Raw genomic sequence first — 21,308 nt, forward strand, 5'->3', positions numbered from 1 at the left:
ATATCCTTTTACGAATTAGTCACGAAGTACTGCATTAAAGCGTTTTGCAAGTGCTGCTAACACAGCTTGCATTACCGCATTAATTTCGTCTTCTTCTAAGGTTTTTTCGGTATCTTGAATCGTTAAGCTAATCGCTAAACTTTTCTTACCTTCTGCAAGGTTTGTGCCTTGGTAAACGTCAAATAAATTCACGCCAACCAATTTTTCCCCGCCTGCTTTACGGCAAGTTTCAAGCACTTCACCCGCTGCAACAGTTTCATCAACTACTACCGCAATGTCTCGATTATTCGCAGGGAATTTAGAAATCTCTTTTGCTGCTGGCACAGGACATTCCGAAATTGCTGAAGCTAATAATTCAAACACTACAGGTTTGCCTTTAATGCCCAGTTTTTGCACGATTGAAGGATGAACCGTACCAATAAAGCCGATTTCTTTACCATCAAGCATAATTGCAGCCGATTGACCTGGGTGTAAGGCTGGGAATGGTTTTGCTACAAATTGCAGATCTTGACGTATTGCTGTTAAAGAAAGCACGCGTTCTAAATCACCTTTTAAGTCGAAGAAATCTACCGCTTCGGCTTTGTTTTCCCAGTGAACCGCTCGTTTATCACCCACAATAGCTGCCGCAAATACAGGCTCTTGGCGTACGCCTAATTCTGCATTTGCATCAGGAATAAAACGTAGTCCTGCTTCAAAAATACGTACGCGGTTTTGTTGGCGATTTTGGTTATACACGATGGTTTCCAACAAGCCCGTTAAGAGCGACACTCGCATTGCCGACATTTCGCTTGAAATTGGGTTCGGCATAATTAACGCTTCTTGGTCTGGATGTAAAAGCTGTTGGATTTTCGGATCAACGAAGCTATAAGTAATCACCTCTTGATAATCGCTATCGACTAACGCCGTACGCACACGAATGGCCTCCAATAATTTCTCTGGCGTGCCTTTCATTTTAAGGTGGGCTAATGGCGAATTATTTGGAATGTTGTTGTAGCCATAAATACGTGCCACTTCTTCGATTAAATCTTCTTCAATTTCAATATCAAAACGCCAGCTTGGGGCAACCGCTGTCCAAGTGTCATTCGCGAAGGCAACATTCAAGCCTAAGCGAGTGAGAATATCGGTCACGATTTTATCTTCGATATGGTATCCGATCACCGAATCTAATTTGCTACGGCGTAAGCTCACAGTTTGGCGAGTTGGTAAATGTTCTTTTGCAACCGCTTCTACAATTTCGCCCGCTTCACCACCACAAATTTCAAGTAATAATGCGGTAGCACGTTCCATTGCTTGGCGAGTTAATTCAGGATCGACACCACGCTCAAAACGGTGTGAAGCATCGGTGTGTAAGCCGTATTGACGTGCACGTCCCGTAATCGCAAGTGGTGCAAAGAATGCGGCTTCTAATACCACATCTTTGGTTGCTTCATTCACGCCACTAGCTTTACCACCAAAAATCCCTGCCATTGCTAATGCACCTTTGCTATCAGCAATTACAAGCGTATTCGGCTGTAATTTTGCCGTTGTGCCGTCTAACAACACTAATTCTTCGTCTGCTTTCGCCATACGCACTTGAATTGCACCATTAATTTTAGCCGCATCAAACGCGTGCATTGGCTGACCTAACTCAAGCAAGCTCAAGTTTGTGATGTCCACAATTGGATCGATAGAACGAATACCGCAACGGCGTAATTTTTCCTGTAACCATAATGGCGATACTGCTTTCACGTTCACATTTTTTACCACACGAGCTAAATAACGTGGGCAAGCCTCTGGGGCTTGTAATTCAACTGCAACTTTATCGGCAATGGTTGCAGGAACAGGGGAAACCGCGGGTGCTTTTACTGTTGCACGGTTAATCACGCCCACTTCACGTGCAATACCTGCAATGCTCAAGCAGTCTGCTCGGTTTGGTGTTAAGCTAATTTCAATTGCCACATCGTTTAAGTTTAAGTATTCACGGAAATCTGTGCCGATTGGTGCATCAGCAGGAAGCTCGATAATGCCACTATGATCTTCTTTAATGCCTAATTCAGAGAATGAGCAAAGCATACCTTCAGACGGCTGGCCGCGTAATTTGGTTTTTTTAATTTTGAAATCACCAGGTAGCACCGCACCTTCTGTCGCACACGCCACTTTTAAGCCTAAACGGCAATTTGGTGCACCACACACAATATCTAATAAACGATCACCGCCCACGTTCACTTTTGTTACACGTAATTTATCTGCGTCAGGGTGTTGTGCACATTCCACTACTTCACCAATCACCACACCTGTGAACGAACCCGCCACAGGCTCCACACCATCTACTTCTAAACCTAACATCGTAATTTGGTCGCACAGCTGTTCCGTTGAAATCGCAGGGTTTACCCACTCACGCAACCAAGATTCATTGAATTTCATTTTATATCCTCTAATTTTTCTATTCGTTTTTCTTCCCTCCCTCCGTTTACGGAGGGAGGTGCCGAAGGCGGAGGGAGGGGAAACAAGCGGTTAATTTACCTGAGTATCTTGCAACTTCGTTGCAATCCCTCCCTCAGGCGCTTCGCGACAGCTCCCTCCGTAAACAGGAGGGAGCGAAATCCCATCAGGAAATGAATAATTATTTAAATTGTTTTAAAAAACGTAAATCGTTTTCAAAGAACGAACGTAAATCGGTTACGTTATAACGTAACATAGTTAAACGCTCCACGCCCATACCAACGGCGAAACCGCTATATTCGTCAGGGTTGATACCCACGTTGCGTAACACGCTTGGATGAACCATTCCGCAACCTAATACTTCCAACCATTTACCATTTTGACGCATCACATCCACTTCGGCTGAAGGCTCTGTGAATGGGAAGAATGACGGACGGAAACGCACTTGTAAATCTTCTTCAAAAAACGCTTTTAAGAAATCGTGGATTAAACCTTTTAACTCGGTAAAATTCGCTTTTTTATCCACATAAAGTAATTCGATTTGGTGGAACATTGGGGTATGGGTTTGATCGTAGTCATTACGATACACACGACCAGGTGCCACAATGCGAAGTGGTGGTTGGACTTTTTCCATCGTACGGATTTGCACGCCAGAAGTTTGGGTGCGTAATAGACGGTTTGCATCAAACCAGAAAGTATCGTGATCAGCACGTGCGGGGTGGTGTGCAGGAATATTTAACGCATCAAAGTTGTAGTAATCGCTTTCCACTTCAGGACCGTTTGCCACGGTAAAACCTAACTCAGAGAAGAATTTCACCACACGCTCAATCGTAATAGAAACAGGATGTAAACTGCCCAATTCAGTTTTACGACCAGGTAATGAAACATCAATGCTTTCGTTCGCTAATTTTGCATTTAACTCTGCTGTTTCTAACGCTTCTTTTTTCGCATTTAACACATTTTGTGCAATTTGTTTTGCATCATTGATTTTTTGCCCTACCGCAGGACGCTCTTCTGCAGGCACATCACGTAAGCCTTGCATTAACGACGTGAAATGTCCTTTTTTGCCAAAATATTCTACTTTTAATGCTTCAAGTACAGCCACATCTAAAGCTGCATTCACCGCTTCAACTGCCTGTGCCACCAAACTTTCTAAGTTTTGCATTCTATCCTCTAAAATTACTGATGAAAAATTGTAGAGATAATAATACTTTGCAGGCGGAATGTAAACGCGAAGATAAGTTCAAGCCAAAAATTTTCCTTTTAAATCAAGGGTTCTTTGCTTTTAAGCAAACCTTCAAGCGGCCAACTTTTTAACAAAAGTTGTAAATGCTAAAAGAAAAAAGTCGATAGAGTTAAATACTCTACCGACTTTATTGTTATTGTTGAACATAAGGATAATACGGCTTACCCCAAGTAGGCTCATCATCATTACGCAGCATAATTTTTACCATCGCAGGCACAAATAAGGAAAGCAACGCACAGGCATCTTCCAATTGTTTACGGTTCGCACGGCTTTCATAAGTTGAACCACCATGTATAAGCTGATTTCTGAGCGTATATAAATGCCCAAAGACAACTTCTAACACCTCTGCTGTTTCTTGCTCTTCAAATGCAAAATTTGCTTTTTTCTTTGCAGCCGCAAACATTGTTTTCCACTCTTTGCCTGCTAGCAAGCCATTATGTGCATCCCAAAATGGCTGGAATGTGTAAGGCGTGTCCAACAATGTTCTTACTGCACCGGGAAATTCATCCCAAATAATCCCATAAAGCAAACGTTCGGTATCCAATTCGCAAAGGCGTGTAATAAACTGGTGAAACACCTTACGTTCAACCTCTTCTTTATTTAACTCATCAGCATACGCTGCATTAAAGGCAATCCAAAGGGCGATAAATTTGAAATCCAAATTTTCTTCTTCATTGGCTTTTTTTAACCAGCTCAATGTACGGTGCATTTTTAGGCGAAAGTTATCGTTAAAAGTATCACGATTTTCTTTGTAGTAATCGTTTAAATTTTCTAATTGTTCTGTCAGTGACATAATAGGCTCCAATATAGTCAAAATTAGGCTATTATGGTACAGATTGGCAAGTTTGTAAATTTTAAAAGCAAACCGACCGCTTGGATCGGTTTTGGGGCATGATTTTATAGCTTTTGGCAGATTTCTAAATTAAGTTTAACAAATTCTTCCCATTCATAAATTTCTTTTAAATAGGTTTGATAATATTGCTCTACTCGACAAACAAGCGGTCTATTTTCATAGATTAAACATAATTTAGTGTTCTCATCAAAATGGTAACAAGTGCCATCTCCGCGATCTAGAAATTTTGTTTGCTCACTTTTATCTACGTTTTGACAGCATTTGCCGCAGGCTGTGCAAGGGAAAGACTTAGTAATAGTCGTCATCATCGTCATCTAATGAGGCAAATTCTTCAAAGGAGATTCCACTGCCTTTAATATTATACATCTCTCCAATTTTTCTAACTGATTCAGCAACTTGAAGATGATCATTGTTTTTAGATGCTATTTCTATAGAACTCATCAATGAATCTAATTCTTTTCTTCGTTCAAGAAAGAATTTAGTCACTTTTCTATTATGCTCAACTAAGAATGTATCAACAATATTTCTAACATCATCAACATATAAATCAAATTCTTTTGCTCGAAGTTTATAGCGTTGAATTTCTATATCATTTCTTAGGATAGAACATAAATGTATTAGTCCTAAATAAGAAAAACGCATCCATGCCACAAAATTCATTCGACTAAAAAACTCAACCCAGTTTGCTGCAAATCCACTACGAATAAACGCATCGCCAGCATCAACTAGGCATAATGTGCCTTGCCCAACTAATAACATTTTACGTAAACGAGCATTCTTATCGAAATTTAAGAATTGTAAACAATCTTTCCATTCTCGATTATATTGATAACGATGTCTAAGGATGCAGAAAATACGGATAAATAATTCAACTAATAAGACAGGAATACTTTGTACCGCTCCAAACCGTAGGTCATAACCTTTCTCAAATACCTTAACAGCAATATCTGCAAAGTGCTTTTTCTCACCATTATAATCAAAGCTACCTACATTTAATGTTTGTAATAATTCATAAAATGGTATAGGAATACCACTGCCACGCCCACTTGCTCCCGAAGAGCCAGCAATATCAGACATTAAATGCCCAATCCAGTTAGTAAATCCACAGAACAGTTTACTTACAAAGTTTGAACCTTGTAACTGACTTTCTGCAGTAACGGTTATTAGTTGTCCATTATCAATAAAAGTTGCCGTTCCTCTGAATTGATCTAATAAAGAGAAAATCAATCCTAATGGACTAGGCGAATGGGCTAATGATTTTAAATGATGGTTACTTGCTGACATCGACATAAAATCATTTACTAAACTTCCATGCTGATGATCATAATTAACTTTGAAATTTCTTTCCAAAAATCCAATCGCACTTTTAGTCGGATCAGAGTTACCTTTTGGACCATTCCAACCATTTAATTTTGCAAATCGTTCTACTAATGAATTAGTTGCATTATCCGACATTTTCAGCCATTTAGAATCAGTTGGTGAGCCTACACAAAAAGAATCAATAAGCCCTGCTATCACGCCCGCCGATGTTGCAAAGATATAATCCCACTTATCACATTCGTTATTAATTTTTAGATCTGCTTCAATTTGAGCTAGACGTTGATTAAGCTCTTTCTCTCTTTGGGAAATTTTATCTAAGGTAACGTTGTGAGCTAACAATATCTCATTAAATGAAGAGTATTGTTCTCTTTTAATAATATCCTCTAATCGACTTAAATCTTTATTTTCATCTTTAAGTAAGCTATCTAATGGTTTTTGATTAAATTCTAATAAATCATTCATGATACTATCCAATATAAAATAGAAGAGGCATATACCTCTTCTATTTATTCTATTATTTATTTCTAGCTAAAATAATTTTTTTCTTAAGTCCAAAAGCTTTAAAAAAAGTAGAGGCGAATGAAGATTCTGGCTCAACTTCTTCTTCATACAATTCTGTATATTCTGTCTTATTAGCTCTTTGGAATGCTTCGCGTTTTGAAGAGGATAGAACATCGTCTCCTGTTTCATTCATTGTTGGTTCATAAACCAGCCCATTCAATACATATCGAAGTTCATAGTTAGCATAAACAATTGTTTTTTCATTATCAGATAAATCTTTAAAACGAACATCACGAGAAGCAATTCCCTGCAATTTAACTAATTGTTCATTAGCCCAATATTCATCTAATGCTTTAAAAGTTGAATTACATTCTCTGGTATATTTAGCAATCGCATTTAATTTACTTACGACAACTTTTAATTTTTCCGCAGCTGCTTCTACTTTCTTCCAGTTTTCATAGGCTTCTTCTTTTTTCTCTGCGGCTTTAGAAGCAAAGATTGAACCACCAATCGCAAGTAAAGGACCAGCCACTAAACCTCCCATTACTGCCATTCCGCCAGCCATACCCAAACCTCCAGAAGCTAAAGAACCACCACCAAGCCACGCTAATGTAGCATTAGTTGCCGCTGCACCAGATAAGCCACTAATTGCAGTACCTGTGGATGCTGTTGCTAATGCTCCCACGCCTAAATACGCCCCACCACTCGCGGCTAAGCCAGCTAAAGAACCTGTTACTGCAGACGTTAAAGCATTTGTCATTTTTGCCATATCAACACGTTCAGCTCTAATTCTATTTTCAGCATCTTTAATGCTCATATTTTGATCAATAAGATGAAGTTTTTTAAGAATTTGGATTTCTTCTTCCTTAGTAATCACAATACGTCCTAATTTTTCAGCCATATTTCGACCGATAGCTAATTGAGAACCTTTGCGTTCACCACCAGGATAACAAATTAAAGAATCAAACAAGTTGATATGTTCAATTCCCAATTTTTTAGTTTTCCCATAGTTTTCTAAACTAGATTGAGTATCTGATTTTTGGCTTTCTAGCTTATTATTAGCCTCTTCAGCTTCTTGCTTAGCCCAACGCTGATAACGCTCTGCATCATCTAAATCATTCTTCGCATCTACGCCTTTTTTAACGCCAAATGCCCCTGCTGCAATAGCAGCTCCTGCAATAATAAATGGTAAAGCCATGATTATCTCCTATATAGCTTAGTGTTAATAAAATTGTTACTTCAGTTTCGTTAGATATAATTTCAAATTTTCATTCATCTTTTCTTGCAACTCCGCAGGACTGACAATCGTCAAATGTGGCACCCAATACTGCACTAACGGCACAATTTCCTGCTCATTCACATTTTCACAAGAAAGTAACAAGCCACCGTCGTCTAATTTATGCACCAGTTTTTGGTTAGGCAGTAAATTTCGTCGTAAGAAATAATGGCTGACGGTGCTTTCTACTTTAATAATAATTTCTGCAAGTTGGTTTCCGTGGTAGAGGCTATCGCTTTGGCGGATTTCGTTTTGTAAATTTTCATTCGGAATGAACCGCTCTTTTAATACAAGAAGATCGTGAATTTGGGTAAAACAGAAAGTTTTTTGTTTATTATTTTCTGTGCCGATTAAATACCAGATGCCGTTTTTATTTAATAAACTATAAGGCGAGATTTGATAATATTTGGTTTCTTGTGTACTGTTTTTAGTGTATTTAAAACTAATGTTTAAATTTTCTTTAATAGCATTATTTAGTGCGTCAAATTCTTTTTCTTTTCCACTAATATCTTCATATTGAAAGCCTTTAACTTGCACGCTTTGGGTGAGTTTTTCTTGGTAAAACTCGCGATCTATTTTGGGGAATAAATCGGCAATGCTTGCGAATAAGGCGAAGCGGCTAATATCCTCTTCGGTCAGGAAACCGGATTTTTGTTGATTTATTTTGTAAAAACGACCGCCCTTTTCTTCCCATTCAAGGAAATTGAGGCGTTCGTTAATATCGCGTTGGAGGGTGCGGATCGATAAGCCAAATTCATCGGCAAGCAAAGTTATATCAAGGCGTTCACCTTGATTTAAGCGGGCTAAAATTTGACTTAGGCGTTGTGCCAGTTGTTGACTTCTTTTCATTTGGATTCGTTGTTGGTTGTCAATGGCAATAAATTAACACATCTTTCTCAAAAAAGTACGTCAGGTTTTGTCGTTGGTAATTTTTATTTTTAATAATTGTTTAAGTTCGATAATTTCTTGCTCAAGTGATTGCATTTTGTTTAATAATACTGCTTCTTCATCTTTCTCTTCTTTAACGCGAATTTCCCCTACGCAGTCCACAATAACACCAATGGCAATATTTAAGATAATGTAACTAGCAATCAATAGAAAGCTCACAAAAATAATCCAAGCGTGAGGGTGAACCTCCATTACAGAGCGAACAATGCCCATTGACCAGCTTTCAAACGTCATTATTTGAAAGAGTGTGTAGAAACTATCGCCAATGGAGCCGAACCAATGTGGAAAGTCTTTGCCATAAAGATAGGTGACAATAATGGCATATACGTAATACAGGTTGAGCAATAAAATGCAAATTCCTAGCATGGAAGGTAGAGTTTTAAATAAGGCTTGAGACACCATTCGCATTTTGGGAATGATGGAAATAAGGCGAAGTACTTCCACAATGCGAAAAGTACGAAAAACGAAAAAGATTTCACTTTCTAAAATAAGAGAGCTGGAAACAATGATGATAAAGTCAAAAATATTCCACCCGCTTTTAAAGAAAGCGAGGCGATAGGTATATATTCGCAGTACAAGCTCGAATAAAAAGAGATAGGAAAAAATTTTATCATAGAAGATTAAGCTGGAGTGATAATGACTTTCCGTCGGAAGCGAGAGATCGATGCCAATAATAATAGAATTTAGCACAATGCTGGTTAACACAAATTTATAGAAATAATGGCTTTTAACGATTTTCTCGATCATTTTCCTCATCATACGCACTCTTTCCATCTATTTAATCAGAAAAACGTTTGCATTATACTTTAAAAGTATAGTGCAAGTATAGTCAGCCCTTTATGATAAAAACTGAATTTTTATAATTTCTCCATTGTAATTTTTGGGGGAATCCTTGTGTCAGAGAAACGACAACAATTAATTTATACCATTGGGCAATCCATTGCGAAATATCGCCAAGCCGCAGGGTTAACACAAGCACAACTGGCTGAAATTTTAGGCATTGGTAATGATGCAGTTTCTCGTATGGAACGAGGCACAACAACTCCGACTATCACTCGCTTGTTAGAACTCGCGGATATTTTTCATTGTGAAATTGCTGATCTCGTTACTGATGCCAGCCATCGCCCAACTGATCAAGCTCGCCAATTAGAACGAATGCTTGCAAACCTTGATGATAATGAACGTTTTGAGCTATTGAGCCTTATTGAACGTATGCTGAAGTGGAAACATATGCACCATTTATAACGTGCCTTTCCCATCATGGAAGTAATCTCTCGGCTTCTACATTCCTATTGATAACACTATTCCCAATTTTTCCCACTATTTTTGGCAAATCAATCATATGCGTGTATGATACAGCTACTCTTTTGGTAATAAAGGAATTGATACAATGAACAAACAACAAGTTTTAGACGCTTTTCATTTTCGTGCAGCGTGCCGTGCTTACGATCCTATTCGCAAAATTAGCCGTGAGGATATGGACTATATTTTGGAATTAGGTCGTCTTTCGCCAAGTTCGGTAGGTTCTGAGCCGTGGAAATTTTTAGTACTACAAAATGTGACAATTCGAGAGAAAATCGCACCTGTTTCGTGGGGCATTAAACACCCAATGAATGAAATGAGCCATTTAGTGGTAATTTTAGCGAAGAAAAATGCCCGTTTTGATAGTGACTTTTTCCGCACTTCGCTTGAAAAACGAGGCTTAACGCCTGAACAGATGAGCGCAACGATTGCTCGTTATAAAACGTTTCAAACCGATGATATTCAAGTGTTAGAAAGCGAACGGACTTTGTTTGATTGGTGTAGTAAACAGACCTATATTGCATTAGGTAATATGATGACAGGGGCAGCACTGATTGGCATTGATTCCTGTCCAATTGAAGGATTTAGTTACCCTGAAGTGAATCGTATTCTAGCCGAAGAGGGGTTATTCGATCCGAATGAATGGGGCGTTTCTTGTATGGTTACTTTTGGTTATCGTGCCAAAGAAATTAAGAAGAAATATCGCAAGCCTACTGAAGAAGTGATTGAGTGGGTTGAGTAAGGAAATTGTACAGAAAAGCGGTCAAAAATGACCGCTTTTTTACTTATTTATTTTACCAACTTCAAATGTGTTGGTTTTTTCTTCACGATTTTTTTCGGTTTCTCTTCTTCCGATTTTTTAGCAGTACGAGCAAGATAACTTTCTTCGCTGTAATATTCTTCCTCTTGGAACATTGTGCCGTCACCTGTTTCTTGAGCATAAAGTGCTTCAGCTGCACCAAATGGAACGTACAAATCGCGAATCATTCCTTGAAATCTCGCACTAAATGAAATGCCTTCATCATCTACCACATAATTACCAATGGAACGTGGCGAAATGTTTAAGATGATTTTTCCATCGCGGATAAACTCAATCGGTACATCCACATCAGGATAATCGCAATTAACCAACAAATAAGGAGTGCTGTTGTTATCGCAAATCCAACTGTAATAAGCGTAATAAATATAAGGGCGTAATGGTTTCATTAATCTTTATCATCCATTAAATGTTTAGGGGCTGCACCGCCCACAGATTGCATAAAACTATCGCGTTTAAATACGCGGTTCATATAGTTTTTCACAGGTTTTGCCGCAGGACCAGTAAATTCTACGCCTAAGTTAACCATACGCCAGAGTAATGGGGCAATATAACAATCAGCTAAACCAAACTCTTCACTCATAAAATAAGGCATCGCATCAAAAACAGGGGCTAATGCTAAAATCTCTTCACGAAGTTGAGCTAATGCTTTTTTACCTTGGGCTGAAGCGGGATCTTTATTTACGATATCAATTAAAGAATACCAATCTTGTTCAATACGGAACATGGTTAAACGGCATTTCGCACGTAAAACGGGATAAACAGGTAAAAGTGGCGGATGAGGAAAACGCTCATCAAGATATTCCATAATGATGCGAGAATTGAATAATACTAAATCGCGATCAACCAATGTCGGCACGCTACCGTATGGATTTACTTCCATTAAATCTTCCGAAATAGCATCTGGCGTGATATTTTCAATTTCATAAGGCACAGCTTTTTCTGCTAACACGATGCGAACTTGGTGGCTATAAATATCACTTTTTTCTGAAAATAAGGTGGTTACCGAACGTTTATTTGCACTACTCGTCATTTATCTTTCTCCAATAATTCAAGCACATTAAATCTGCTAAAAATAGTAGCGTATTGTAGCATAACAGCTTGATAAAATCACAGGTTTTATTTTTTGTACTTTTTGGGGAAAGGACGATAAAATCTCACCGCTTGAAAAAGCAAAGCAACCGTTTGCTTTTTGTGGTATCCTACGTAAAATTTTAATTCAAATAGAGAAAAAATATGACTAATAAAGCTGAAATTGCCATTGTTATGGGCTCTAAAAGTGACTGGGCAACGATGAGCGAAGCAACCCAAATTTTAGACCAATTTTCGTTACCTTATCACGTTGAAGTGGTTTCTGCTCATCGTACGCCAGATAAACTGTTCACTTTTGCGGAAAATGCAGAAAAAAATGGCTATAGAGTGATTATTGCAGGTGCTGGCGGTGCGGCTCATTTACCAGGGATGATTGCAGCGAAAACGATTGTACCTGTGCTTGGTGTGCCAGTAAAAAGCTCTACGCTAAGTGGGGTTGATAGCCTCTACTCTATCGTGCAAATGCCAAAAGGCATTCCCGTTGGTACACTAGCAATTGGCCCTGCAGGTGCTGCTAATGCGGGTTTATTAGCCGTTCAAATTCTTGCTGCGTTTAATCCTGAGCTTGCTCAAAAACTCCACGCTTTTCGCCAAGCTCAAACTGAGCTCGTGCTAAATAATCCTGATCCACGAGTAGAATAAATATGGCAAAACGATTGCTCATTTTACACACGGGCGGTACGATCTCGATGAAGGAAGGCGAAAATGGTAAAGTATCGCCTTCAGCTCGTAATCCATTGTTAGATGCGTTAGAACGCCTTAATCACCCTGCTGAATTACATCAAGAATCTGTTTTTAACGTGCCTTCTCCACACATCACGCTCGATCACTGGCTTGTACTAAAATATCGTATTGAAAAAGCAGCCAATGAAGAACATTTCGATGGCATCGTGATTACTCACGGTACAGACACGCTTGAAGAAACAGCTTATTTTCTTGATTTAGCCCTCAATATCAACGTGCCTATTGCTATTACTGGAGCAATGCGCTCAAGCAATGAACTCGGTTCAGACGGGTTAATTAACTTGCAAAGTGCTATTTTGGTGGCATTAAGCGAGGATTCGAAAGGCAAAGGCGTATTGGTGGTCATGAATGATGAAGTCCATCACGCAAAATTTGTGACCAAAACGCACACCACTAATGTGGCAACGTTCCAAACACCTACTTTTGGACCTTGCGGATTGATTACTAAAAACAACGTAATCTATTTCCAAAAATTAACCGCTTACGAAAGTTTCCCAGTGCAAAAAATTACCAAAAATAATATTCAATTAGTTAAAGCCTATGCGGGAATGGATAGCTTTTTGCTCGAGCAGCTTGCCCATCACGGCTGCGATGGTGTGGTAATTGAAGCTTTAGGCGCGGGCAATCTTCCGCCAACTTCACTTAAAGGCTTGCACGCATTACTTGAAGCAAATATTCCTGTGGTGCTCGTATCACGAGCTTTCCACGGTGTAACTCAAGATGTATACGACTATCTTGGTGGAGGTAAAGAACTCAAGCAACAAGGGGTGATCTTTACTACAGGTTTAAGCGGACAAAAAGCACGCATTAAATTGTTGGTTTTACTCAACCAACAACGCGAAAAACCACTTTCTCACTATTTTTAACTCTGATTTAGGTTCACGATTATGAAAAAAACGATGCAAACTCAAAGCACAATCTACCCTCCTATTTATGTGCTTGGCAACGGACAATTAGGCAGAATGCTACGTTATGCGGGGGCACCACTGGATATTGATGTTATCCCTCTCGCCTTTGATGCACCTGTCTTTGAACTGGCAGAAAACGGCATTATTACCGCAGAAATCGAACGTTGGACAGATACACCGCTAACGCAGCTGCTTAGCAATCACAAAAACTTCGTGAACCTCAATGTGTTTGGGCGATTAGCCGATCGTTTCACGCAAAAATCATTACTTGATCAGCTTCATCTTTCTACTTCGCCTTGGCAATTACTAGAAAGCCCTAATCAATGGGAGCAAGTTTTCCAAAATATTGGTGAAAAAGTCGTGGTTAAACGCCGTACTGGTGGCTACGACGGACGAGGACAATGGATTGTCACCAAAGAAAATATCGAACAAATCACACCAGATCTGTTTGGTGAAGTGATTGCGGAGAAATTTATTCCGTTCGATGGCGAGATTTCGATTGTTGGAGCAAGATTTAGAGATGGTTCAACCCGTTTCTACCCTATTACTCATAACCTACAACAAAATAGTATTTTGCGTTACAGCGTGTCAGATGTTACGCTGCCTAAACAAGTGATTTTCCAACAACAAGCCGAACAAATGCTAGGCAGCATTATGCAAGAACTAGAATATGTCGGTGTAATGGCAATGGAATGTTTTGTAGTAGGTGATAAATTGCTCATCAACGAACTTGCTCCACGCGTTCATAATAGTGGACATTGGACGCAACTAGGCTGTTCAATTTCTCAATTCGAATTGCATTTAAGAGCGCTATTAGATCTCCCAACGCCAGAACTCGAAACCACTGTACCAAGTGTAATGGTAAATCTTATCGGCATTGAACATAATAATGAATGGCTAAATTTACCGTTCTCACAACTGCATTGGTATGGCAAAGAGGTTCGTGCGGGTCGCAAAGTGGGGCATATTAATCTCACCCATCCAGATAAAGCAGAGTTGATTAAATTACTCGAACAACTCCGCCCTGCTCTTACCGAAGATTTTAATTCTGGATTGGATTGGGTAGTTGAAAAATTGAGAGTATAAAGAAAGAGCAGGCAAATGCCTGCTTTTTATTACTGCTTATGCGGCAACTTCTTCCAAGTGACTTCATTGCGTAAATAAACAGGTTCAATTTCATCTACTGATTTCACATTGCCTTTCTCAATTTCTTGTTCGGCTAAAGCAAGCATATATTTTGCTGAAGGCAAAGTAATTTCACTGATTACAAGCGGTAGATTCTGCTCGGCAAATTGCGGATAAGCAACCCAACCTGTGCCCACCACGGTAATCTTTTCGTCATCTAATTGAAACTGCTCTAACGCACGTTCTGGCGAGCAAACTTGCTCTTTTACTTTCTCCAGCCAACCGTTTTCGGTACGAATTAATTGCGCAAAATAGACCTCGTTCATTCTGGCATCAATTAAGGCAATCACTTCTGTTGCACCTAGCTCTTGATAAGCCTGCTCTGCCATTGTGGTCAGATTTGAAATCGGCACAACATCAAGTTCTGCACCCAGTGCCAGACCTTGAGCTACCCCCACGCCTACACGTACGCCTGTAAAACTGCCAGGGCCTCGACCGAAGACTAAATAATCCAACTCTTTGATAGAAAGATGAGCATTTTTTAATAAACCATCTACCATCGGTAAAATGCGTTGCGTGTGTGTTCTTGGGCTAAGTTCATCTTCAAAAGTGATATTGCCTTGATGCAACAAAGCCACTGAACAAGCTTCAGTGGCAGTATCTAAGGCGAGAAGGGTATGATTCATTCTAAACTCTCTAATTTGTACGTAGGGGCGGGGCTTATCCCTGCCCTTATAAAATGAAAATAGGACGGGGATAAACTCCGTCCTTACGATTTAATGCTTTAAAGATTATTTTTGATGTTTACGACGACGCTCTTCAACCGCTTCTGCTAAAGCGAATAGTGCTTTTTCGCTATCTTCCCAGCTTATGCAACCGTCGGTGATGCTTTGTCCGTAAACTAAATCTTCAAGCGTTTGACCTGATTTCAGATCTTGGCGACCTTCCACTAAGTGGCTTTCGATCATCACGCCAGAAATTAAATCCGAACCGCCAGCAATTTGTTTGCAAACATCTTCACACACATCCATTTGGCGCTTGAACTGCTTACTGCTGTTCGCGTGGCTGAAATCCACCATTACGTGTGGACGATGACCTGATTTTTCGATCTCTGCACACACTGCCGCAACTGATTCTGCATCATAATTTGTACCTTTCTCCCCGCCACGTAAAATGATATGGCAATCCTGATTGCCTTCAGTCGAGACGATTGCTGAATGGCCAAATTTGGTTACCGACAAGAAATGGTGCGGTGATTCTGCTGAAGCAATTGCATCTAATGCAATTTTTACGCTGCCATTGGTACCATTTTTGAAACCTACTGCACAAGATAAACCAGAGGCTAATTCACGGTGTACTTGTGATTCTGTCGTACGAGCACCAATTGCCCCCCAACTCATAAAGTCTGCCATATATTGTGGCGTGATCATATCCAAAAATTCACCCGCTGCTGGCACGCCTAAATCATTAATATCTGAAAGTACTTTACGACCTAAACGCAAACCATCGTTTAATGCGTAAGTTTCGTTCAAATATGGGTCATTGATTAAGCCTTTCCAGCCCACAGTAGTGCGTGGTTTTTCGAAATACACACGCATCACCACTTCAAGATTTTGATTAATTTTTGGATTTGCACGCATTGTTTTAATTCGATCAGCATATTCAAGTGCAGCTTTGGGGTCGTGGATCGAGCAAGGCCCAATCACCACTAATAAGCGATCATCTGCACCGTGAATAATTCTGTGAATTGCTTGGCGTGTTTTTTCCACTGTTTCTGCTGCAAAATCGCTTGCAGGAAAACGCTCTAATAAAGCAATCGGTGGTAAAAGTTGTTCAATATTTTTAATACGAAGGTCATCATTTTTGTAAGACATTGTGTTCTCTCTTGTTGTGTTATGAGTAAGTGGCTATAAAGGTAGTGTAATCAAATTAAAATGTCAAACACTTTGTACTATTATAGTAGTACAAAATTACTTTGATTAGTAAAATTTATACAAGTGGCATAAATAAGCGGTGATTCTAACAAGATTTTTTGCAAAATACTCAGCAAAAATCGCCGCTTGTTTCTACCAACGTTACATAATTTCACGCTTACCGCGTTTATCTGGTGAAGACAAAATCCCCTCGCGTTCCATCTGGTCTAAAATACGTGCTGCACGGTTAAAACCTAAACGAAGATGACGTTGCAAACCACTAGCCGAAGTAATGCCTGTTTCTTGTACAAAAGCAACTACCTCATCAAAACGCTCATCTAAATCGCCACTACCGCCCGTCTCTCCTACCTCTTCATCGGCAGGCGACTCCAAAATACTCTCAATATATTCTGGCTTGCCTCGTGCTTTCCAGTTATCCGCCACATTCACGACATCATCATCGCTCATATAAGCCCCATGTACACGTACCAACTCTGGGCTACCTGCTTTGGAATAAAGCATATCGCCTCGACCTAGCAAATTTTCTGCACCAATGCTATCTAAAATAGTGCGAGAATCGTAAGGGCTTGCTACCGTAAACGCAATACGGCTTGGAATATTCGCTTTAATCACGCCTGTAATGACATCGGTTGATGGGCGTTGCGTTGCCAAAATTAGATGGATACCAATTGCACGTGCTTTTTGTGAAATACGCATAATGTATTCTTCCACCTCTTTGCCTGCGGTCATCATCAGATCAGCAAACTCATCCACCACCAAAACAATGTAGCTGAGTTTGCCCAACGCAGGCGGCATTTTATCCATTGAATCGCCCTCTTTCCAACTTGGATCCGCAATTGGCATTCCCATTGCTTCAGCTTCATCAATTTTATTATTGTAGCCTGTAATATTACGCACATTTAAATGAGTCAGTAAAGTGTAGCGACGCTCCATCTCATCTACTGCCCAGCACAAGGCATTTGCCGCCTTTTTCATATCGGTTACCACTGGCGTTAGCAAGTGTGGAATATCGTTATACACCGAAAGTTCAACCTGTTTCGGATCAATCATAATCAAGCGAACTTGTTCAGGTGTGAGCTTATAAAGCAAGCTCAAAATCATTGTATTGATCCCAACCGATTTACCGCCCCCCGTTTGTCCTGCCACAAGCAAATGTGGTGTATCCACCATATCCATAATCACAGGTTTATTCGCCAAATCTTTCCCCAAAATCATCGGCAATTTGGCTTCGGTATAACGGAATTCATCGCTTGCGATCAAATCTCGCAACCACACAATTTCACGATGTGGATTCGGTACTTCAATGCCCATATAAGGCTTACCTGGCACCACATCGGTAATACGAATGGTAGACATCATTTCACGAGCTAAATCACTCGCTAAAGAGGTGATTTTTGCCGCTTTTACCCCCACTGCGGGTTTAATTTCGTAACGGGTTACCACAGGCCCCACTAATACATCTTCAACCGTTGCTTTTACGCCATAGTTTGCCAATGCAGTTTCAATGCGGCGAGATGTCGCAATAATTTCTCCTTCTGTCATCTGCTGACCACTTGGTTGATGCTCTTCCAATAAATCTAATGTGGGTAATGGGGTTGTTGGTTTTTCCAATTTTTTACTGCCTTGCAATAATGGATGAATTAAGGTTTCGCCATAGCCACCTCGGGGATAGTCGGGGGGGGTATTCCCTTCCACTCCCACCGTTGCTTTTAATGGCGTTGTAAATTTTGATGGCGTAGGTTCTGTGCGAATTTGCACATTAGTTGGTAAAGTCGTTTCAAAATGGCTTGAACCTTCCGTAATCTTATTAAAAGTATGCTCTAAGCCTACCGCTTTTGCTCGAGCCTCAAGTTCTGCTAAACGCTGGCGTTCCATTTCCGCAAACTCACGTTCACGAATCGCATCAAAATCTTCATCTTGCTCTTCGCTTTCTTCCGTCTCCGCCATCACTTTAATCACAGGTGACGATTGCATAAAATGCGGCATTTCAGGCTCAAATGCCACTTGCTCAGCCATATCAAGTTCAGGATCTTCATTTACTAAACGCACACTAATTTGGGGTTGCACAGTCGAATTTGCGAGATTTTCTGCAAAATCCACCGCTTGTTCTACGCTCTCCGCTTGTGGTTCAATCGGATTTAAACGCACTTTGGGTAGTTCAACATTCAACCCAATCTTATTTTCGGTTTTGGCTGGCAGCACTTCCGTTTCAATCTCAGGTAAATTAATTTTCGGCAGTGGAAGCTCTGTATGAATATCGGCAGGATTAAACAAATGCATCTCCGCTGTTTCCACAACCATCGTTGGCTTCATTTCAGAAGAAGGCTCAGCGGAAACCTTTTCAATAGAAGAAGATTGATGTAGCCCACTGATATTTGGGCGTTTAAATATTGTAAGATCTGTTAACTGTTCACCTATCGAAATGACAGTGTCTACATGCTCGTCTGTTGGTTCTTCAGCTGCAAGCGGTGAGTTTTCACTACCTAATTGCAAATCATCTTCGGTTGGCTTAACTTCGGCTACGGATTTAACTTGCAAAGGTTTTTCTTCCGCTGTAGCATCTTTCGCATTTACCCAATCATAGAAATGAATTAATAATGGAATAAGGGTTTGACCTGAGCAGAAATAGAATCCAGTTACAGTCAACAACATTGCCACGAACAAACCACCGAATTGTCCGATATGCTCACTCATCAAGCCTTGACTCATCGCCCCTACAAAACCGCCCGCCAGATAATTCGGCGTGTTCGATAAAATCGTATTCGCTAAGCCTGCCAAACCAATCATCAGCATAAAAAAGCTCAAACTACGGAGCAAAAGGCCTTTCAAGGTTGCATTTGCTGCCCCTTGTGTGAGTAACATATAAGCAGAAAATCCCGTTAAACTAAACGGCAAGAGAAATGCCACTTTGCCAAAAAAAGCATAAAGCAAATCGATCATCCATGCCCCAAACACCCCCGTTTTATTTAACGGCTCACTCGTAGCGGTACTCGCTACCGACCACGCATTATCTAACGGGCTATAACTTGCCCAAGCGAGAATAAGATAAATCCCAAACAAGCCACAAAAGGCAAAAAGAAAATTAAAGGCGGTTTCTTTTCCTTTAAGTCGTCTAATCACAATGTTTCCTTTTATTTAAGCAACAAATAATTTGTCTGTTTCACTTCTTCCATTACCACATAAGTGCGAGTATCGTTCACACCTGGTAAACGCAAAAGTGTCGTACCAAGCAACTTACGATAAGCCGCCATATCGGCAACTCTCGTTTTGAGTAAATAGTCGAAATCGCCCGAAACTAAATGGCACTCTTGGATTTCATCTAACTGCTGCACCGCTTGGTTAAATTCCTCAAATACATCAGGCTTACCACGCACCAGCGTAATTTCCACAATAACTAAAAGCGGTGCTTCCAGCAGTTCAGGATTGAGCAAGGCACGATAGCCCATAATCACGTTCTGTTTTTCTAAACGTTTAACCCGTTCAAGACAAGGCGTTGGCGAAAGCCCTACTCTTTTAGAAAGTTCGATGTTAGAAATTTTGCCGTTGCGTTGGAGTTCATTCAGAATTTTTAAATCAATCGCATCTAATGCTCGGGGTAATTTTTTTGCTTCCATAGTGTTTATCTCATTTTAATTAAATACATTCACCAATTGCTTGCCATATTCTTTTCGCCAACCACATAATAACTCTGGCAAACGATCAGAAGATCGCCCTTTAATATGCCAATTAAACAGCTGATTTAACTGACGCTTACTTGCCACCAGTTCAGCAGGCAGATCAAGCGGTCGAATTTCGGCAAGTTTTTGCTGCAAGGCTTTTAAGCTATATTTGTAATTAGGCTCATCCATTAAACGTACAATTTTGACAGGATAAAGTTCCATAGGGGTATTCAAGCCTTGCTCTACTAAACGTAAGATTTTTTTGCCGTGTCTGCGAACTTCATTCGGGTGCATAAAATCTAACAATTGCGAAGGATTTTTCGGTAATGTACGAGCAATTTCATATAAATTCGATTCTTTTACCACAAAATTCAAAGCTAAATTGCGGCTTTGTGCCTCTTCCGCCCGCCATTTTGCCAGTAATTTTAACACAGCTAGCTGCTGCGGTTCTAACCGCCACGCATTTGAAATTTTGATGTAAGCTTTGTCTAAATCTTCCTCGCGTTCACGCTTCGTTAAAAAAGCGGAACACTCTTCATTCACGGCATTTTGCCAGTTTGTTTGAGCCAATTCTGTCTGCATTTTCTGATAAATCGGCAACAAATACCATACATCCGCTGCGGCATATTGCAATTGGGTTTCACTTAATGGACGGGCAAGCCAATCTGTGCGTGAAGCTCCTTTGTCGAGCTTAACATCTAAATAATGCAACACTAATTTAGCAAAGCCAACGGATGTACCTAAATTTAAGAAAGTTGCCATTACTTGCGTATCTACCAACGGTGTAGGCAATTGGTTAAAAGCACATTCAAACACTTCCAAATCTTCACTGCAAGCGTGTAACACTTTGATGACTTTTTGATCCGCAAGCAATGCAACAAAAGGACTGAAATCGTTAATCACCGTTGGATCAATCAAACTGACTTGCTTACCATCAAATAGCTGAATTAACCCCAATTTCGGGTAAAACGTTCGCTCGCGGATAAATTCCGTATCCAATGCTACTGCAGATACTTGGCGGGCATTTTGACAAACTTCAGCTAATTGCTGCTCATTTTCCACCCAAAGGTAGTGAATTGATGAATTCATTTCGGCTTTTCTCGTGATTTTCTTTAAATTTAAAAATAAATATGTGAACTAGATCACATTATGCGGATAAATT

The 21,308-nt window shown here is 40.0% G+C and carries 20 protein-coding genes; 5 read left to right on the plus strand and 15 right to left on the minus strand.

Features of this window, described 5'->3' with window-relative positions; all coding sequences use genetic code 11:
- Positions 1-15: 15 nt before the first annotated feature.
- The 8 genes from pheT to QMF79_RS02905 all read right to left on the minus strand — a co-directional run bounded on the left by pheT (position 16) and on the right by QMF79_RS02905 (position 9,312).
- A complete protein-coding gene (gene pheT, locus QMF79_RS02870) occupies positions 16-2,403 on the minus strand; it encodes a phenylalanine--tRNA ligase subunit beta (RefSeq protein ID WP_281772692.1) in 2,388 nt (795 codons plus the stop codon).
- 199 nt (positions 2,404-2,602) lie between these two features.
- Complete coding sequence (gene pheS, locus QMF79_RS02875) at positions 2,603-3,586, minus strand: phenylalanine--tRNA ligase subunit alpha (RefSeq protein ID WP_281772693.1); 984 nt, start codon at positions 3,584-3,586, stop codon at positions 2,603-2,605.
- 214 nt (positions 3,587-3,800) lie between these two features.
- Positions 3,801-4,460 (minus strand): HEPN domain-containing protein, encoded by a 660-nt coding sequence (locus QMF79_RS02880; protein ID WP_281772694.1) that lies wholly within the window; start codon positions 4,458-4,460, stop codon positions 3,801-3,803.
- A 104-nt stretch (positions 4,461-4,564) separates the two neighbouring features.
- Positions 4,565-4,828, minus strand: a complete 264-nt coding sequence (locus QMF79_RS02885; RefSeq protein WP_281772695.1) for a YkgJ family cysteine cluster protein — start codon at positions 4,826-4,828, stop codon at positions 4,565-4,567.
- Complete coding sequence (locus QMF79_RS02890) at positions 4,809-6,302, minus strand: hypothetical protein (protein WP_281772696.1); 1,494 nt, start codon at positions 6,300-6,302, stop codon at positions 4,809-4,811. The genes QMF79_RS02885 and QMF79_RS02890 overlap by 20 nt, the downstream gene beginning before the upstream one ends.
- Before the next feature lie 52 nt (positions 6,303-6,354).
- Positions 6,355-7,539 carry a hypothetical protein gene (locus QMF79_RS02895; RefSeq protein WP_281772697.1) on the minus strand — a complete coding sequence of 395 codons (1,185 nt, stop codon included), beginning with the start codon at positions 7,537-7,539 and terminating at the stop codon, positions 6,355-6,357.
- Between the two features lie 36 nt (positions 7,540-7,575).
- Positions 7,576-8,466 (minus strand): helix-turn-helix transcriptional regulator, encoded by an 891-nt coding sequence (locus tag QMF79_RS02900; protein ID WP_281772698.1) that lies wholly within the window; start codon positions 8,464-8,466, stop codon positions 7,576-7,578.
- A gap of 60 nt (positions 8,467-8,526) precedes the next feature.
- Positions 8,527-9,312 (minus strand): ion transporter, encoded by a 786-nt coding sequence (locus QMF79_RS02905; RefSeq protein ID WP_281772699.1) that lies wholly within the window; start codon positions 9,310-9,312, stop codon positions 8,527-8,529.
- Positions 9,313-9,459: 147 nt separating this feature from the next.
- Here QMF79_RS02905 and QMF79_RS02910 point away from each other — a divergent pair, with 147 nt between their 5' ends.
- Both QMF79_RS02910 and QMF79_RS02915 read left to right on the plus strand, forming a co-directional pair.
- Complete coding sequence (locus tag QMF79_RS02910) at positions 9,460-9,810, plus strand: helix-turn-helix domain-containing protein (protein ID WP_281772700.1); 351 nt, start codon at positions 9,460-9,462, stop codon at positions 9,808-9,810.
- 145 nt (positions 9,811-9,955) lie between these two features.
- A complete protein-coding gene (locus tag QMF79_RS02915) occupies positions 9,956-10,609 on the plus strand; it encodes an NAD(P)H-dependent oxidoreductase (RefSeq protein ID WP_425591877.1) in 654 nt (217 codons plus the stop codon).
- Between the two features lie 47 nt (positions 10,610-10,656).
- On the opposite strand, the gene QMF79_RS02920 is transcribed toward QMF79_RS02915, so the two are convergent.
- Positions 10,657-11,073, minus strand: a complete 417-nt coding sequence (locus QMF79_RS02920) for a ClpXP protease specificity-enhancing factor (RefSeq protein WP_119222878.1) — start codon at positions 11,071-11,073, stop codon at positions 10,657-10,659.
- Entirely contained in the window at positions 11,073-11,717 is a 645-nt protein-coding gene (gene sspA / locus QMF79_RS02925) for a stringent starvation protein SspA (protein ID WP_281772701.1), read from the minus strand. Before sspA ends, QMF79_RS02920 begins: the two co-directional genes overlap by 1 nt.
- Before the next feature lie 203 nt (positions 11,718-11,920).
- On the opposite strand from sspA, the gene purE reads away from it, so the two are divergent.
- The 3 genes from purE to purK are packed head-to-tail and all read left to right on the plus strand — an operon-like array spanning position 11,921 to position 14,514.
- A complete protein-coding gene (gene purE / locus QMF79_RS02930) occupies positions 11,921-12,418 on the plus strand; it encodes a 5-(carboxyamino)imidazole ribonucleotide mutase (RefSeq protein ID WP_281772702.1) in 498 nt (165 codons plus the stop codon).
- A gap of 2 nt (positions 12,419-12,420) precedes the next feature.
- Positions 12,421-13,386, plus strand: coding sequence for an asparaginase (locus QMF79_RS02935; RefSeq protein WP_281772703.1), 966 nt, complete (start codon positions 12,421-12,423; stop codon positions 13,384-13,386).
- A 21-nt stretch (positions 13,387-13,407) separates the two neighbouring features.
- Positions 13,408-14,514: a 5-(carboxyamino)imidazole ribonucleotide synthase gene (gene purK, locus QMF79_RS02940; RefSeq protein WP_281772704.1), complete on the plus strand. Its 1,107-nt coding sequence runs from the start codon at positions 13,408-13,410 to the stop codon at positions 14,512-14,514.
- Positions 14,515-14,543: 29 nt separating this feature from the next.
- On the opposite strand, the gene tsaB is transcribed toward purK, so the two are convergent.
- From tsaB to rnd, 5 genes are all read right to left on the minus strand, one after another.
- Positions 14,544-15,239: a tRNA (adenosine(37)-N6)-threonylcarbamoyltransferase complex dimerization subunit type 1 TsaB gene (gene tsaB / locus QMF79_RS02945; protein WP_281772705.1), complete on the minus strand. Its 696-nt coding sequence runs from the start codon at positions 15,237-15,239 to the stop codon at positions 14,544-14,546.
- 105 nt (positions 15,240-15,344) lie between these two features.
- The gene (gene aroG, locus QMF79_RS02950) at positions 15,345-16,427 is read right to left on the minus strand and encodes a 3-deoxy-7-phosphoheptulonate synthase AroG (protein WP_281772706.1); all 1,083 of its coding nucleotides are present in this window, start codon (positions 16,425-16,427) and stop codon (positions 15,345-15,347) included.
- A gap of 201 nt (positions 16,428-16,628) precedes the next feature.
- A complete protein-coding gene (locus tag QMF79_RS02955; protein ID WP_281772707.1) occupies positions 16,629-19,607 on the minus strand; it encodes a DNA translocase FtsK in 2,979 nt (992 codons plus the stop codon).
- An 11-nt stretch (positions 19,608-19,618) separates the two neighbouring features.
- Positions 19,619-20,101 (minus strand): leucine-responsive transcriptional regulator Lrp, encoded by a 483-nt coding sequence (gene lrp / locus QMF79_RS02960; RefSeq protein WP_005705549.1) that lies wholly within the window; start codon positions 20,099-20,101, stop codon positions 19,619-19,621.
- Between the two features lie 15 nt (positions 20,102-20,116).
- Positions 20,117-21,235, minus strand: a complete 1,119-nt coding sequence (rnd, locus tag QMF79_RS02965; protein WP_281772708.1) for a ribonuclease D — start codon at positions 21,233-21,235, stop codon at positions 20,117-20,119.
- Positions 21,236-21,308 lie beyond the last annotated feature (73 nt).

The organism is Pseudohaemophilus parahaemolyticus (assembly GCF_938021905.1).
In the GTDB taxonomy this organism is placed as follows: domain Bacteria; phylum Pseudomonadota; class Gammaproteobacteria; order Enterobacterales; family Pasteurellaceae; genus Haemophilus_A; species Haemophilus_A parahaemolyticus_B.

Bases quoted from the DNA above. Each gene is read 5' to 3' on its own strand.
- QMF79_RS02880 (WP_281772694.1), bottom strand. From the start codon at position 4,460: ATGTCACTGACAGAACAATTAGAAAATTTAAACGATTACTACAAAGAA.
- tsaB (WP_281772705.1), bottom strand. From the start codon at position 15,239: ATGAATCATACCCTTCTCGCCTTAGATACTGCCACTGAAGCTTGTTCA.
- sspA (WP_281772701.1), bottom strand. From the start codon at position 11,717: ATGACGAGTAGTGCAAATAAACGTTCGGTAACCACCTTATTTTCAGAA.
- QMF79_RS02905 (WP_281772699.1), bottom strand. From the start codon at position 9,312: ATGATCGAGAAAATCGTTAAAAGCCATTATTTCTATAAATTTGTGTTA.
- pheS (WP_281772693.1), bottom strand. From the start codon at position 3,586: ATGCAAAACTTAGAAAGTTTGGTGGCACAGGCAGTTGAAGCGGTGAAT.
- QMF79_RS02890 (WP_281772696.1), bottom strand. From the start codon at position 6,302: ATGAATGATTTATTAGAATTTAATCAAAAACCATTAGATAGCTTACTT.
- pheT (WP_281772692.1), bottom strand. From the start codon at position 2,403: ATGAAATTCAATGAATCTTGGTTGCGTGAGTGGGTAAACCCTGCGATT.
- QMF79_RS02935 (WP_281772703.1), top strand. From the start codon at position 12,421: ATGGCAAAACGATTGCTCATTTTACACACGGGCGGTACGATCTCGATG.
- purK (WP_281772704.1), top strand. From the start codon at position 13,408: ATGAAAAAAACGATGCAAACTCAAAGCACAATCTACCCTCCTATTTAT.
- purE (WP_281772702.1), top strand. From the start codon at position 11,921: ATGACTAATAAAGCTGAAATTGCCATTGTTATGGGCTCTAAAAGTGAC.
- QMF79_RS02895 (WP_281772697.1), bottom strand. From the start codon at position 7,539: ATGGCTTTACCATTTATTATTGCAGGAGCTGCTATTGCAGCAGGGGCA.
- QMF79_RS02920 (WP_119222878.1), bottom strand. From the start codon at position 11,073: ATGAAACCATTACGCCCTTATATTTATTACGCTTATTACAGTTGGATT.
- QMF79_RS02900 (WP_281772698.1), bottom strand. From the start codon at position 8,466: ATGAAAAGAAGTCAACAACTGGCACAACGCCTAAGTCAAATTTTAGCC.
- lrp (WP_005705549.1), bottom strand. From the start codon at position 20,101: ATGGAAGCAAAAAAATTACCCCGAGCATTAGATGCGATTGATTTAAAA.
- QMF79_RS02885 (WP_281772695.1), bottom strand. From the start codon at position 4,828: ATGATGACGACTATTACTAAGTCTTTCCCTTGCACAGCCTGCGGCAAA.
- QMF79_RS02915 (WP_425591877.1), top strand. From the start codon at position 9,956: ATGAACAAACAACAAGTTTTAGACGCTTTTCATTTTCGTGCAGCGTGC.
- aroG (WP_281772706.1), bottom strand. From the start codon at position 16,427: ATGTCTTACAAAAATGATGACCTTCGTATTAAAAATATTGAACAACTT.
- rnd (WP_281772708.1), bottom strand. From the start codon at position 21,235: ATGAATTCATCAATTCACTACCTTTGGGTGGAAAATGAGCAGCAATTA.